Consider the following 13,814-nt stretch of genomic DNA (forward strand, 5'->3'; position numbering starts at 1 on the left):
GGAGCGCCGCCGGCGCCGCGGCGATGTCTCGAGGAGATCATGGACCTGCAGCTGACGGGCACGACCGCGCTGATCACCGGCGCCGCGAGCGGTATCGGCCGCGCGACCGCCCGCGCGCTCGCCGCGGAGGGGGTGCGCGTGGCGCTCCTCGATCGGGATGCCGTTGCGCTCGCAGAGACGGCACGCGGATGCGGTGACGCTGTGGTCCGGGTGGTCGATGTCACCGACGAGACACAGGTCGCGCTGGCGGTCTCCACGTCCGTCGAGGAGCTCGGCGGGGTGGATGCGGTCGTGTGCTGCGCGGGGATCTCGGGTCCGGTCGGATCGACGATCGAGCAGATCTCGCTTCACGACTGGAACGCCGTGTTCGCGGTCAATGTCACGGGGGCGTTCCTGGTTCTCGCGCAGGTCCTTCCCGCGTTGCGGGCGTCGCCTTCGGCATCCGTCGTGCTGCTCGCGAGCGACTCGGCGTTCGTGTCGTCACCCGGCATGGCGCCCTATTGCGCATCGAAGGCCGCGCTCGTGCAGCTGGGGCGATCGTTGTCGGTGGATCTCGCCGGCTCTGATGTCCGGGTGAACACGGTGGCGCCGTCGATCGTCGACACCCCGATGAGCCGTGGAGACCTCGGGGAGTATGCGTTCGTCTCCCCGGCTTTCGAGGTGCAGACGCCCGAGGACGTCGCTTCACACGTGCTGTATCTCGTGTCGCCGCGCAGCAGAGCGATCAACGGCACGACCATCCTCAGTGATTTCGGGTACTCGGCCCGATCAGGATTCCCGGCCTGATGGTCTCGGGGACGACGGACCTGCGCATGAGCGCGGCGAGAGCGCGTGAGCGCGGCGAGAACAGGAGCGAACATGGGTAGTGCAGTGGGATCGACGGTCTCCGGGCGGGTCATCGTGATCACCGGCGGAGGTACCGGCATCGGGGCGGCGATCGCCGAACGGTATGCCGCTGAAGGTGCGCACGTCGTGGTCGTGGGGCGTCGGCCCGAGCCGCTGCGCGCCGTGGCCGACGCCGTCGGCGCGCATCCGATCATCGCGGATGCCGCGGACACCGCATCGGCGCAGGCAGCGGTGGCGGAGGTGCTCGCGACGTTCGGGCGCCTCGACGTGCTGGTGGCGAATGCCGGCGGACACGGCTTCTCGCCGGTCGCCGACACCGACGACGACAGCTGGGATGCGGCGATCCGGGCGAACCTCACCACGGCGTTCGTCATGGCGCGAGAGGCGTTGCCTGCGCTGATCGAGGCGAAAGGACAGATCGTGATCGTGTCGTCTCTCGCAGGTCTCTTCGCGGGTCCGTCGGTGGCGGGATACACCGTGGGCAAGCACGCGCTGATCGGGCTGACGCGGACCCTCGCCCGCGACTACGGAAGGCAGGGTGTGCGCGTCAACGCGGTGTGCCCAGGGTGGGTGCAGACGCCGATGGCCGACGACGAGATGGACGAGTTCGCCACCCATGCCGGGCTGGGCTCGCGGGAAGAGGCGTATGCGACCGTCACGGCGGATGTGCCGCTGCGGCGCCCGGCTCGGCCGGCGGAGATCGCGTCGGTCGTGCGGTTCCTGGGATCGGGGGAGTCGTCGTACGTCACCGGTGCCGTGATCGTGGCGGATGGCGGGTCACACGTCGTTGATGTGCCGACGATCGCCTTCGACCGGGCGGGGATGTAGGAGGCGGTCGCTCGGGTGCATGGTCGGTCGTTCCCGGCATGGGCGCTCTCGTTCCCGTTCGGTCGTTAGCGCTCCGATGACGCCGCTGTGTTCTCCGTTCTCACGTATCCCGTCTTTCGCCTCTTCCCCGCTTCCTCCTGTCGGTCGCGCCTCTGGCGATTTCCACCCCATCCCGCGTGCGATCTGGGCGCTCTCGCTGTGCCATTCTGGGAGATTGGAATACGGATCTGATCTGGGGTAATTCTTGGTGGTTTCGGGTCTCGAATGTCGGTGGCCCCGGGTTGACTGGGGGTATGAACAGCACTGCGGAGCTTCTGGATCGGGTCATCGCCGACCTCGACACGGTGCTGTCCGACGGCGCACTCGCGGGGTTGTCGGATGCGGATCGGGTGACTGTTCTGCAGGGTGCGGGTGCTGTCTTCCGCCGCGCGGAGGCCGTGATTGTCGAGACGATCGCGACGGGCGACGCCGCCGACTTTCCGCATTCGGCGGGGTGTCGGGGCCTGAATGAGCTGTTGCAGCGGGCGGTGTCGGTGGATGTGCGGGGCGCGTCCCGGGTCGACAGGGTCGTCGATCTGGTGCGGCGTCCGGTGAGTCTGGCGGGGGAGAGGATGCCGGCCCGGTGGTCGGAGATGCGTCTCGCGTTGCTGGATGGGGTGGTCGGCGTCGCCGGGTTTCTTGCGGCGACGGGGCCGATCGAGAAGGTGTGGGATCGGCTGACGGTGGATCAGCGGTTGGCGGCGGATGTCGCATTGGCGGGGTGTGCCCGCGGCCACGGCGTCGTGGTCGACGCTGATGATGACGGCCCGGAGACTGATGAGCCGGGTCCGGCGCCGACCCCGCAGGACTTGAAAGCTCTCGCCGAGGATCTCGCGTCGATGTTCGACCCCGACGGGGAAGAACCCAAGGATGAGGACTCCCGGCGCCGGCGGGGCATCACGATCGGTCGTCTCACGGACGGCGTGCACGCGATCCGCGGGTATCTGACCCCGGACGTCGCGGCGCAGTTGCAGCTGATCCTGGACGCGATCCTCAACCCCAAAGGTGGCGGCGCGCCCATGCCCGGAGTGCACTTCGCCCCGAGCGAGGGCGCCGACACCCACGCTGGAGCGGGTGCGGGTGCTGGTGCTGGTGCAGACGGTGACGATAGGGATCCGTTCAACTCGGATCCGCGGTGTGTGCTCGATGACCGCACCGCGTCGCAGAAGCGTCACGACGCTCTCGCGATGGTGTTCGGGATCGCCGCGCGACACAGCGACATGCCCACCCTCGGTGGAGCGGCGCCGGTCCTCGTCGTGAACGTCGACGCGAGGGATCTCGTGGGCGGAATGGGCGGAATGGGCGGAAAGGGCGGAATGGGCGGAGCGGGCGGAAACGGTGGGTGGGCGACGATCGCCGGATCCGGTGCCCACGTCCCGGTCTCCGTCGCCGCGCACGTCGGATGCACGGGGACGATTCAACGGGTGCTGGTCGATGAGGGCAGGATCATTGGGATCACGACCACAGACCGGGTCTTCACCGTGCACCAACGCCGGGCGATCATCGCCCGCGACAAAGAATGCCTCATTCCCGGGTGCCACGTTCCCGCGTCGTGGTGCGAGATCCACCATGTCGTCGAGCATGCCAGGGGTGGTCCGACTCACACGGATAACGGGGTCCCGTTGTGCTGGTGGCACCACCGATCCCTCGGGACCTCGGGGTGGGAGATCCGCATGGACGACGGGGTCCCGCAGGTACGAGGACCGAGATGGTGGGATCCCGACGAACGATGGCGCACACCGAGGCTCAGCGTGGCGCGACTCACACTCCCCGCGCCGCTCACCCGCACCGGATGACGCGGGTGAGCGTCACCGATGCGACCGCAGCACCACACCAGCGCAGCACCGCATCAGCGCATCAGCGAATCGCGAGCTCGAAACCGTCCGCCGTCGGAATGACGGCCACCTGGGTGAGGTCATCGACATGGAAGGTCGGCTGATGAGACGTCGAGTGCGCGCCCACGCCGATGACCCGCATCCCCGCAGCATGCGCGGCCTGGATGCCGGCGCCCGAGTCCTCGAACACCACGCAGTCGGCGGGGTCGACGCCGAGCAGCTCCGCACCCAGCAGGAAGCCCTCGGGGTCGGGCTTGGAGGCCGACACGTTCTCGGCCGTGACCGTCAGTGCGGGCACGGTCAGGCCGGCCTGGCCCATCCGCGCGTTCATCAGCGTCACGTCGGCCGAGGTGACGATCGCGTGGGGGTAGGGGAGCAGTGCGGCGAGCAGGGCATCCGCACCCTCGATCGGGATGACGCCATCGACATCCTTGCTCTCGTTCGCGAGCATCACCGCGTTCTCGCGGATGTTGATCTCGTGGTCGCGCTCCGGCAGCATGATCGCCATGCTCTGGTGCCCCTGCCGGCCGTGCACGACGCTCAAGACAGTTTCGGGAGCGATTCCGTGGGGCTCGGCCCACGCCAGCCAGAGCCGTTCCACGACAGCCGTCGAATCGACGAGAGTGCCGTCCATGTCGAGCAGGACGGCGCGGGCGCTGATGGTCTCGGTCATCCCCTCAGGCTACTGCCGCAGCATCTGAAGCCCGACCTGACGGCGCTACCCACCGAGGTACGCGCGGTGCAGCAGCTGCGAATCCTCCTTCAACGCCTCGGCGGTGCCCTGGAAGGAGACGCGCCCACCGGCCACCACCACGGCCTCGCGAGCCAGGCCCAGGGCGAGCTGCGTGAACTGCTCCACGAGCAGCACCCCGACGCCCGACTCGGCGATCGACTTCACGATCGGCATGAGCCGCATGAACACGACAGGCGCGAGACCGAGCGACATCTCATCGATCAACAGGATCCGCGGCTTCGCGGCGAAGGCACGTGCCAGCACCACCATCTGCTGCTCGCCACCCGACAGCAGCGCGGTGGGGGAGTCGATGCGCTTCTCGAGCTCAGGGAACTGCGCGAGCGCCGCATCCTGTTCCGCAGGCGTCCGCGCGGTGAGCGAGATGTTCTCGCGCACGGTCAGCGATGGGAACACCGCTCGCCCCTGCTCGATGTGCACGATGCCGCGCCGCGCTCTCGACACCCGGGACAGCTTGTCGAGCGGCTCGCCGTCGAGCATCATCGATCCCGCGGAGTGCGGGGTCACCCCCGACACCGATTCGATCAGACTGGTCTTGCCGGCCCCGTTCGGTCCGACGAGCGCCAGCACCTCGCCACCGCGCACGGTCAGCGACACATCCGAGATCACCGGCCCCGCGCCCCGGCTGACCGTCACCCCGTCCAGCACCAGTTCGCTCACTTCAGCAGCTCCGTCTCTCCCATGTACGCCTTCACGACCTCCGGGTTCGCGAGCACCTCGGCCTGCGGACCGCTCGCGAGCACTCGACCGAAGTCGAGCACAGTCAGCGTCGGGCACACCGAGCGCACGAGATCGAGGTCGTGCTCGATGATGATCAATGCCACGCCGAACCGGGCCGGCAGCTCGCGCAGACGCGCGGCGAGAGCCAGGTGCTCATCGTGCGACAGGCCGGCCGCGGGCTCGTCGAGGATCAGCAGCCGCGGACGAGAGGCCACGTTCGCCGCGACCTCGACGAGTCGCCTGGTGCCGACGTCGACGCTCGACAGGCGCGCACCGGCCGGCGGGCATCCGAAGAACTCGAGAACCTCATCGATGTCGGATGCGGCGAGTCGACGTCGAGCGACGAACCTCACGTACGCGCCGACCGTGAGCGACGGCGGGACCCTGTCCTGCTGGAAGGTTCTGCGCAGCCCGAGCCGGGCGCGACGCGTCGGAGACAGGCCGGCGAGATCACGATCTCCGAGCAGTACTCGACCGCCGTGCTTCGGCAGGAACCCGCTGATCGCATCGACGAACGTCGACTTGCCTGCGCCGTTCGGACCGATCAGGCCCATGATCGACGCCGCCGGCACCTGGAACGACACATCGTCCAATGCTGTGAGAGCACCGAACTGCACCGTGAGTCCGTCGACAGTGAGCACGGGTGCACCGTCGAGCGCGCGCTCATCGACCGTCGCGGTGGTCGTTGTCGTGATCGCCCGATCCTCGGCATCCGCATCGGGAGGCAGCGCGGTCAGCTTCGCCGAGGCGGTCCTGCGATCCGCGCGCTTCCAGATGAGATTGCGGATGCCCTGACCGAGGTTGGTCCCGCTGGTGAGCGCCTGCACGCCCAGCACGCCGAAGACCACGAACGCCCAGTCCTGCGGCACGCCCCAGCGCTTCAGCAGCTCGGGCACGAGCACCCAGAGGATGCCGCCGAGGATCGCCATGTCGATCAGATGGGCCCCCGACATGACGGCGAGGACGTAGAGCGCCAGCGACTGAAGCGGGGTGAAGCTCGATGCGAACGGAAGCTGCACCTGGCCGGCGAGGAGTCCTCCGGCGATGCCTCCCAGTGCGGCCGAGACGGCGAACGCGGTGAGCTTGGCGCTCTGCACGCTCTGCCCTGCAGCCGCGGTGCCGCGTTCCGAGAAGGCGACCGCCTTCCAGCTCGAGCCCCACCGTCCGCGCTGCAGGAAGAAGACTCCCAGCGCGCAGACGGCGAGCACCACGACCGAGAGGAAGAAGAACTCGCGATCGTTCGAGAACAGCGTCGGGCGCTCGACAGCCGTGCCGTCGGCGGACCCGGGGAACTGGATCTGCACGAGGGTGACATCCGCCGCCGCAGCGAATCCGAGCGTGACGACCGCGAGGTTGACGCCGCGCAGCCGCAGCGCGGGGAGCCCGACGAGGATGCCCACAAGACCGGCGGCAATGCCGCCGAGGAGAAGCCAGACGACGAAGCCGCCCGGCGCCTGCATGACGTTGAGCAGCGAGACGATCCAGGCGCCCACGGCGGCGAACGTGAGCTGGCACAGCGCGATCATGCCGGCGGAGCCCGTGACGATGCCCAGTCCCAGGATCGCGATGGCCGCGACGACTGCGCTGATCGCGAGGAACACGAAGTAGCCCGGAAGCGCCGCGCTCAGGATGGCACCCAGTCCGACCGCCGCGGCGGCGACGGCGAGGGGCCAGGACAGACGGAACCAGGGACGGTCAGCGAGCGGCATCCCACACCTCCTTGCGCTGCGTCCACAGGAGCAGGACGACGATGAACAGGAACGGGAGGAAATTGCGCACGAGCGCGACCTCGTCGATCTGCGCGACGAGCCCTCCCAGAACGCCCAGTACGACTCCGCCGACGACGGCGAGGTCGAGACGGCGGAAGCCGCCGAGCAGCGCAGCGGCTGCGGCGGGGACTATGAGCATCGCGAGGCTGGTCGCGTCGTTCGACTGCGACGGCGCCACGATCATGATGGCGATCGCGCTGATCACACCGGTCACGAACCACACCGCGATGGAGAGCGGACGGGAACGGATGCCGAGCAGCTCGGCGGTGGTGGGGCGCTCGGAGAGCGCGCGCAGCTGCGTGCCCACTCTCGTCCGGCGCAGCACGATCCGCACCACGACCGCCGTGACGACCGCCATGGCGACGGTGGCGACGGTGACCTGACTGATCACCACGCCCCCGAACGAGAAGGCGGGGCCCGCGATGATCGGGGTGAACGGCTGCGGTTTGTTGCCGAACAGGATGAACGACATCGAGATGAGCAGGAGAAGCGGACCGACGGTCATCGCCGAGCGAGTGGTGGTGGAGGCCTCGGAGAGCCAGGTCGCGGCGATCCACCCGATGGTGGCGGAGAGCGCCCCGCCGACGACGACGCCGAGCACGGAGCCGAGCCAGATCGGTACCCCCAGTTCGCTGACGAACCACACGGCGCTGAAGGCACCGAACATCCCGGTCGCGGCCTGGGCGAAGTTGACGACCCGCACGAGGCGCGACATCAGGGTCAGGCACACTCCGAGGACCGCATAGAGACCGCCGGCGGCGAGACCGGCGATGGCGCCTTGCAGCATGAGGCGTCCTTTCTGATGAGAGGGGGAGAGGACCTGCCGCCGAGAATGCGCTCGGCGGCAGGTGAAGGGCGGCTACTCGCCGATGCGGAGCCAGTCGTCGGCGACCTTCTCCCAGGCGTTCGTGCCGGATTCGAGGATGATCGGCCATCCCGCGGTGTTCTGCGTGCCGAAGGCGTAGGGCGTTCCGACCATGGGGTTCTCGATCGGATCCATTCCGCGCAGCGCCTCGGTGACCGTCTCGCGGGTGATGTCGCCGTCCATGCCCTCGAGCACCTCGATGAAGTAGGTCGCGGCGAGGTATCCGCCCTGGCTGAATGAGGTGAGGGGGATGTCGTTGGCCTCCATCAGCTCCCGCCAGTCGGTGTTGATCTCGTCGTCGTCCGTGAACGGGTAGAACTCGGCGGGCACGTAGATGCCGGCCCCGGCGTCATCGATCGCATCCGCGAAGTTCTCGCTGTAGACGCTCGTCAGATAGAGCCAGGTCACGTCGTCCCAGCCCTGCGCGTTCGCGGCCTTGACCTGGCCGATCGCGTCGGGCTCGACGGGGTTGATCGCGAGCGCCTTGCAGCCCTGTTCGCGGGCCTTCACGATGTAGGGCGTGTAGTCCGAGGCGCCGTACGGCACGGTGTCGTCGACGTACTTCGGCTCCTTGCCCGTGATCTCGGTCCACTTGTCGATCGCCGCCTGGTAGGTGGGTCGGGTGGATCCTGCGATCTCCAGCAGGATGCAGATGTCGTCGAGTCCGAGCACCTCCGAGCCGTACTGCAGCGTGAGGGTCATGTCGTTGAACGGACCGACGTTGGCGGGGGAGATGTTGTCGCTCGCGAAGCAGCCGGTATCGACTCCGATGCCGGGCAGCGAGAGGATCTCCTCCTGCTCGTAGTACTTCGCGTTGATCTCGCACTCGATCAGGCTCGCTGATCCGACCAGCGCGACGGCCCCGTCGCTGCCGACGAGCTCTCGGGCTGACGCGGTGGCTGTGGCCGGGTCGCCCTTGTCATCGAGGGTCTTGTACTCGATGGTGCGTCCGTCGAGGCCTCCGGCCTCGTTGAAGGCGTCGAACACCGCGGCCGCCGCCTGCGACGCCTCAGGGAACGTCGCCGGACCGCTGATCGTGTTCACGGAGCCGACGACGATCGGGGCGTCGCCGCCACCACCGCTGCCGTCCCCGCCGGCGCAACCTGCCAGAGTGAGGGCTGCCACGGCGATGAGCGCCGCAGTGCCGGATACTCGCTTGTTCATGTGATTCCTGCCTCTCGTGTGCTTGTCGTGCTGCGGTCAGTCGCGCAGCGCGCGGTTGACCAGTTCGGTGTCGGTGAACTGCTCGAACGCGACGACCCGGTGATCGGCCAGGCGCCAGACATGCGCGACACGTGCCGCGAAGAATCGGCCGGTCGCGCGGTACGTGCCCGAGTAGGTGCCGATGCCGACGACCACGTCCCCGCCGTCGATGACCTCGTCGATCGCGACCGTGTAGTCGTCCCACTCGTCCTGGATGCGCTGGAAGACGCCTGCCGCGACCGCATCCGGCCCGATGTACGTGCCGGCGTACGGGAACCCGGCGGCCTCGGTCCAGCTCACGTCGTCGGCGAGCGGCGCCAGCATGCCGTCGAGGTCGCCGCGGTCGCTGGCCGCGTAGTGCGCGGCGATGATGTCGGCGTTGCTCATGGGAGGTCCTCTCCTGGATCTCGTCGCGGGGTCAGACGGGCTGGGCGTCGGGGTAGTCGACGGACCCGAGCGGATAGATGTGACCGCCGCCGCGGGAGTGCTCCGCGGCGCCGTCGCCGGTGAGGCCGAGGAAGATCCCCGTCGTCATGAGCTGGTAGCCGAGGTCGTGCAGCCAGACGCTCGCGACCGCGATGCGGAACTCCCGGAAGCAGAAGAGGTAGAGGCCGTCGGCGAACTTCCAGACGGTCGACAGGTCCATGTCGCCGTGGCCCCGCTGCACGCCCTCGAGGCACTGCCAGGCGTAGCGCCGGCTCGAGATGTAGACGTGCTCGTAGAGGTGGTGCGGGCTGTACCGATAGATGTTGCGCTTGCCGATGAGGTCTCGGCTCGGCCCCGGCACCTCGCCCGTCGCGGGACCGGCATCGGTCGTCGCCGCCCAGAAGTCCTGACCGACCTGCGGTGTGCCCTCGACAGCCTCGGGCGCGATGCGTGATCGCACGACGGTGGCCCGGTGGGTCGAGGTCGAATAGACGACGGTGATCGCTTCGCGTTCACGGCTCTCGAGCGGGATGTTCACGAAGACGACGTCGTCGCGCACTGCGACGGCGTCGTACGGGTCGGTGCCCGACCCGCCGAGTCCTGACCAGGTGACAGCGACCGCATCGAACGTCAGCGCCAGCGCGGAGCCATCGTCGAGCGTGAGCGTCAGCGCGGTGCCCGACAGCGAGGCGTTCGGCAGTCGGAAGGTGTCGATCCCGGCGGCGAACTCGTCGTACGTGCGCCATTCGTCGAGTGCGGGATCGGTCGTGACGGGAGCGGTCATGGGAGTCCTGACGTCGCATGCGGCGGAGCGTCCTCGCTCCGGGCACCGCATCCTCGCGGTGTGCTTGCCTCATGCTCCGGCTCGCCTTGGCATCCGCTCAAGAGAAGCGTCGCCATCGCGCGCCGACAGTCAACCGGCGTGCCCTGCAGAGCAAGGACGGGCCTGGGAATCCGCCGTGGCGTCAGCGGCGCGGCTCCGGGCGGGTGTCAGGATGAGTCATGCGAACAGAACCCCGGGCCGCCCTCTCGCCGGCGGTCAAGGCGGTCGCCTGGACGGCATCCGTCTTCTTCGCTCTCCTGTTCTTCGCCGTCGCGTGGGTCTGGTGCGGGATGTCGTACGAGGAGGAGTTCAGCGAGCAGTCCAAGGCCGTCTCCGCAGGGTCGACGATGGAGGGCTGGGGGTTCACCATCGGCCTCGTGCCCGTGCTGGTGCTCCACGCCCTGATCGCGATCGGCGCCTTCTTCGCCGTCCGGGACGGAGGACGCCGCGGGGTGCTTCTCAGTGCGATGCTCGCGCTTGCGCTCGTGGCGGCCGTGTCTCTGCCGGGCTTCGTCGCCGTGCAAATGCTGTACGGCGGCACGATGTTCGCGCCGCCGGTCTACGTCCCCTGACGGACGTTCTCCCGCTGCGCTGCGCTCAGTGCGCCGCGCGGTACTCGCTGGGGGAGATGCCGAACGCCGACTTGAACGCGCGGCTGAAGTGCGCCGCATCCACGAAGCCCCATCGGGCCGCGATCGCGGCGACGGGCCGGTCGGCGAGCATCGGGTCGAGCAGATCGCGACGGCACTGCTCGAGGCGGCGGGTGCGGATCCAGGTCGACACCGTCACGCCCTGCTCCTGGAACAGGCCGTGCAGGTGACGGGTCGAGATGAAGTGCGCCGATGCGATGGTCGCGGGTCCGAGATCCGTCGAGGCGAGGTTGCGGTCGATGTACGAGCGGATGCGCTGCACGAGCGCGCGATGAGGGTCGGCCGACACCTCGTCGAGGCCCAGCTCGCGGGTGAACACCGTCGTGACGAGGTCGAGCGCGCTGTGCGCCAGTCGTGCCCCTGTCGTGCCGGCGAGCTGGTCGAGGTTGCCGGCGAGCTGCGTCAGATACGGCACGACCATTCCGCCGAGACCGCCCTGACCCGAGATGCGCACCGCGGTGAGCTGGCCGATCATGTCGGAGGGCAGGCTGATCAGGTGCTTGGGGAACATCACGACCATCGTGCGGAAGTCGTCGTCGAAGACCAGCGAGTACGGGCGGTCGGTGTCGTAGACGGCGAGATCGCCGGCCTGGAGCACGGCCTCCCGGTCGTCCTGGATCAGCATCCCGGTGCCGGCGAGCATGAGGCTCAGCTTGAAGTACGACCGGTCGCTGCGTGCGATGAGCTCGGGTGTCCGCTCGACGACGTGCGAGGTGGCGCGCACCTCGTTGACGTGCACCTCGTCGACTGAGGCGCCGCGGATGATCCCGCGGAAGTGGTCGGGCCCGGCCGTCGATACCTGGAGCGGCACGAAGGACTCCGAGACGGCGGCCCGGAACTCGCTGATGTTGCGCGCGACGAGCGTCGACACCGATTCGGCGGGGGCGGCGAGTGCACCGTTCATGACTGATCACCTCGGGTGGTGGAACGACGACGTTGTATACGATCCGTGCCGTGATGCTATCACCGGCGCGGTCCGGAGGGCGAGGCTTCTATGATGTGGGCGGAGGCCAGTGATGCGATATGTCGGCGAGAAGGTCATGCAGGTCCTGCGTCAGCTGCGCGGACCCGACACAGCGGATGCGGTCTTCGAGGCCACCGCGCTCATAGTCGGGGCGGTGTTCTTCGTGCTCGGCTTCGCCATCGGGTGGCCGGTCTTCTGGGGTCAGGAGATGGCGATCAGCGGCACCGGCTCGATCGGCGCATTCGCCGCCTACGGCGGCGCGATCACCGCCGTCCTGGCGTTCGCGCTCGGGCGTCTCGTCGTGCGACCGGCGGCGGTCGCGCCGGACGGCACCCGCGATGGATTCAGCGTCCCCGGGGATCGGCTGCGCTGGTACGACCTGGCCGCCATCGCCTTCGCGCACGCCGCGATCGCGTACCTCGGATGGCTCGGAATCGCCGAACTGCTCGATCGCAGCTTCACCGACGCCCCGGTGTTCGCCTTCCCCGGGGCGATCCTGGTGGCCGTCGCGTTCGCTCTCACCGCCTATGTGACGTTCCTGAGCGCGGTGGCGCTCACGCCGATGGTGCTCTCCCTCGTCCTGGCGGTCTTCCTCGTGGTCGGCGCCTTCGCGGCGATGCTCGCCTCCAGCGATGTGCACTGGTGGCAGGACAACCTGTCGGCGCTGGGGATGAGCAGCAACAGCGCGTCTCTGGCCTTCAACGCGACGTTGATCATCGCCGGGGTCCTGGTGACGACGATCGCCCGCTATGCCACGGCGGGACTGCCGGTCGACGACCACGTCGATCGTCGCGGACGGCGCGTGGTGCGAGGCGGGCTGATCCTGATCGGGATCTTCCTCGCGTGCGTCGGGATCTTCCCGGTCGACGAGTTCTTCCTCGTGCACAACACCGTCGCCACCGGGATGACCGTCGCGTTCGCCGTGATCGTCGTGGGGCTGCCCTGGTTCGTGCCCACGATCCCACGGGTGTTCGTGGTGCTCGGGTGGATCTACGTGCTCGTGATCGTGCTGCTCGGCGTGTTCTTCGCCGTCGGCTACTACAACCTCACGGCGGTCGAGCTGATCGCGGCGGTGCTGATCTTCAGCTGGATCATCGTGTTCCTCCGGACCGCAGGATCGGTGCACCCCGCCGCATCAGCGCACCCCGCCGGGTCCGTGCACGCGGGGCAGCGGCCCGGTCCGACCCCGGCCTGAGCGTCGGTCCTCAGCGCAGCGGCTGCGTGGCATCCGCCGTGCGCTGCAGCGCATGGATGGTGTGCGCGTGCCGGCGCTGGGCGACACCGACGAACAGGCAGTCGACCAGTGCGAGCTGCGCGATGCGGCTCACCATCGCGCCCGCGCGGAGGCGAGGCTCACGCGCCCGCGTGAGCAGGGCGTGGTCGCAGTTCTCGGCGAGCGGCGAGGCCGGCCCACCCGTGACGCCGATCGTGGTGCCGGATGCAGCCCGTGCCGTCTGCAGGAAGTGCACGGTCTCGCGGGTCGTTCCCGAGTGGGAGAACCCGATCGCCACGGTCTTCCTCGCTCCGAGCGATGCGGCGGCGCTCGCCTCGTGCGCGTCCGTCAGGACGATCGCCGCATGTCCGATGCGGAGCAGCTTGCGGCCGAGATCCGCAGCCGCCTGTCCGCTCGCGCCGATCCCGAAGAGCAGGACGCGGTCGGCGTCGTCGATCGCCTCGACCGCGGCCGCGAGCTCGTCGTAGTCGAGGTTCGCGACGGTCTCCTCGATGGCCAGCAGCTCGAGTGCGGCGACCTTCGCGGTCGCCTCCCGCAGGGTGTCGGCCGCGGAGATCTCGGATCCGAAACCGGATGCCGCGGGGAACTGCACGGATTCGCGACCGAGCTCTGTGGCCAGCGCCATCCGCAGCGCGGCGTAGCCGTTCACGCCGATGGTGCGGCAGAAGCGGACGACCGAGGCAACCGACGTGTCGCACCTCGCCGCGATCTCGGTGATCGTGCTGTCGACGACGATGGTGGGATCATCGGCGATCGTCCGAGCGATGCGGGCCAGCGACGGCGGCAGCTTCTCGGCGGCCGAGGCGATCGTCGTCTGGATGCTCATGGCTCTCCTGCGTCAGAGGCGGATTTCGGGCGTGT

The 13,814-nt window shown here is 68.8% G+C and carries 14 protein-coding genes; 5 read left to right on the forward strand and 9 right to left on the reverse strand.

The annotated features are described in order from the left end of the window. Positions 1–39 precede the first annotated feature (39 nt). The 3 genes from ACIPV5_RS07425 to ACIPV5_RS07435 all read left to right on the forward strand — a co-directional run bounded on the left by ACIPV5_RS07425 (position 40) and on the right by ACIPV5_RS07435 (position 3,509). Positions 40–786, forward strand: coding sequence for an SDR family NAD(P)-dependent oxidoreductase (locus ACIPV5_RS07425; RefSeq protein WP_400340567.1), 747 nt, complete (start codon positions 40–42; stop codon positions 784–786). Between the two features lie 72 nt (positions 787–858). Further along, positions 859–1,674 (forward strand): SDR family NAD(P)-dependent oxidoreductase, encoded by an 816-nt coding sequence (locus tag ACIPV5_RS07430; protein WP_053095450.1) that lies wholly within the window; start codon positions 859–861, stop codon positions 1,672–1,674. A 293-nt stretch (positions 1,675–1,967) separates the two neighbouring features. After that, the gene (locus ACIPV5_RS07435) at positions 1,968–3,509 is read left to right on the forward strand and encodes a DUF222 domain-containing protein (RefSeq protein ID WP_400340569.1); all 1,542 of its coding nucleotides are present in this window, start codon (positions 1,968–1,970) and stop codon (positions 3,507–3,509) included. A 61-nt stretch (positions 3,510–3,570) separates the two neighbouring features. Here the strand turns inward: ACIPV5_RS07435 and ACIPV5_RS07440 are convergent, their stop codons facing one another. From ACIPV5_RS07440 to ACIPV5_RS07470, 7 genes are all read right to left on the reverse strand, one after another. Continuing rightward, complete coding sequence (locus tag ACIPV5_RS07440; protein ID WP_400340571.1) at positions 3,571–4,221, reverse strand: HAD-IA family hydrolase; 651 nt, start codon at positions 4,219–4,221, stop codon at positions 3,571–3,573. Positions 4,222–4,266: 45 nt separating this feature from the next. Next, entirely contained in the window at positions 4,267–4,959 is a 693-nt protein-coding gene (locus ACIPV5_RS07445) for an ABC transporter ATP-binding protein (RefSeq protein WP_053095453.1), read from the reverse strand. Then, positions 4,956–6,728 (reverse strand): ABC transporter permease subunit, encoded by a 1,773-nt coding sequence (locus ACIPV5_RS07450; protein WP_394194380.1) that lies wholly within the window; start codon positions 6,726–6,728, stop codon positions 4,956–4,958. The genes ACIPV5_RS07445 and ACIPV5_RS07450 overlap by 4 nt, the downstream gene beginning before the upstream one ends. Continuing rightward, the gene (locus ACIPV5_RS07455) at positions 6,715–7,575 is read right to left on the reverse strand and encodes an ABC transporter permease subunit (RefSeq protein WP_053095455.1); all 861 of its coding nucleotides are present in this window, start codon (positions 7,573–7,575) and stop codon (positions 6,715–6,717) included. The genes ACIPV5_RS07450 and ACIPV5_RS07455 overlap by 14 nt, the downstream gene beginning before the upstream one ends. Positions 7,576–7,647: 72 nt before the next feature. Then, a complete protein-coding gene (locus ACIPV5_RS07460; RefSeq protein ID WP_072590933.1) occupies positions 7,648–8,817 on the reverse strand; it encodes an ABC transporter substrate-binding protein in 1,170 nt (389 codons plus the stop codon). A 36-nt stretch (positions 8,818–8,853) separates the two neighbouring features. Continuing rightward, positions 8,854–9,243 carry a nuclear transport factor 2 family protein gene (locus ACIPV5_RS07465; RefSeq protein ID WP_072590934.1) on the reverse strand — a complete coding sequence of 130 codons (390 nt, stop codon included), beginning with the start codon at positions 9,241–9,243 and terminating at the stop codon, positions 8,854–8,856. 31 nt (positions 9,244–9,274) lie between these two features. After that, entirely contained in the window at positions 9,275–10,066 is a 792-nt protein-coding gene (locus ACIPV5_RS07470) for a MoaF C-terminal domain-containing protein (RefSeq protein ID WP_400340574.1), read from the reverse strand. Between the two features lie 218 nt (positions 10,067–10,284). Here ACIPV5_RS07470 and ACIPV5_RS07475 point away from each other — a divergent pair, with 218 nt between their 5' ends. After that, positions 10,285–10,677: a hypothetical protein gene (locus ACIPV5_RS07475; RefSeq protein ID WP_053095459.1), complete on the forward strand. Its 393-nt coding sequence runs from the start codon at positions 10,285–10,287 to the stop codon at positions 10,675–10,677. A 25-nt stretch (positions 10,678–10,702) separates the two neighbouring features. Here the strand turns inward: ACIPV5_RS07475 and ACIPV5_RS07480 are convergent, their stop codons facing one another. Then, positions 10,703–11,659 (reverse strand): helix-turn-helix domain-containing protein, encoded by a 957-nt coding sequence (locus ACIPV5_RS07480; protein WP_053095460.1) that lies wholly within the window; start codon positions 11,657–11,659, stop codon positions 10,703–10,705. Between the two features lie 112 nt (positions 11,660–11,771). Between ACIPV5_RS07480 and ACIPV5_RS07485 the strand changes: the two genes are divergently transcribed. Further along, on the forward strand, positions 11,772–12,914 hold the full coding sequence (locus ACIPV5_RS07485) for a DUF998 domain-containing protein (RefSeq protein WP_400340576.1): 1,143 nt from the start codon (positions 11,772–11,774) through the stop codon (positions 12,912–12,914). 10 nt (positions 12,915–12,924) lie between these two features. Here ACIPV5_RS07485 and ACIPV5_RS07490 read toward each other — a convergent pair whose 3' ends face one another. Beyond that, positions 12,925–13,779: a MurR/RpiR family transcriptional regulator gene (locus tag ACIPV5_RS07490; protein WP_187249329.1), complete on the reverse strand. Its 855-nt coding sequence runs from the start codon at positions 13,777–13,779 to the stop codon at positions 12,925–12,927. Positions 13,780–13,814: the final 35 nt, after the last annotated feature.

Source organism: Microbacterium sp. NPDC090014, from assembly GCF_044748285.1.
GTDB lineage: Bacteria > Actinomycetota > Actinomycetes > Actinomycetales > Microbacteriaceae > Microbacterium.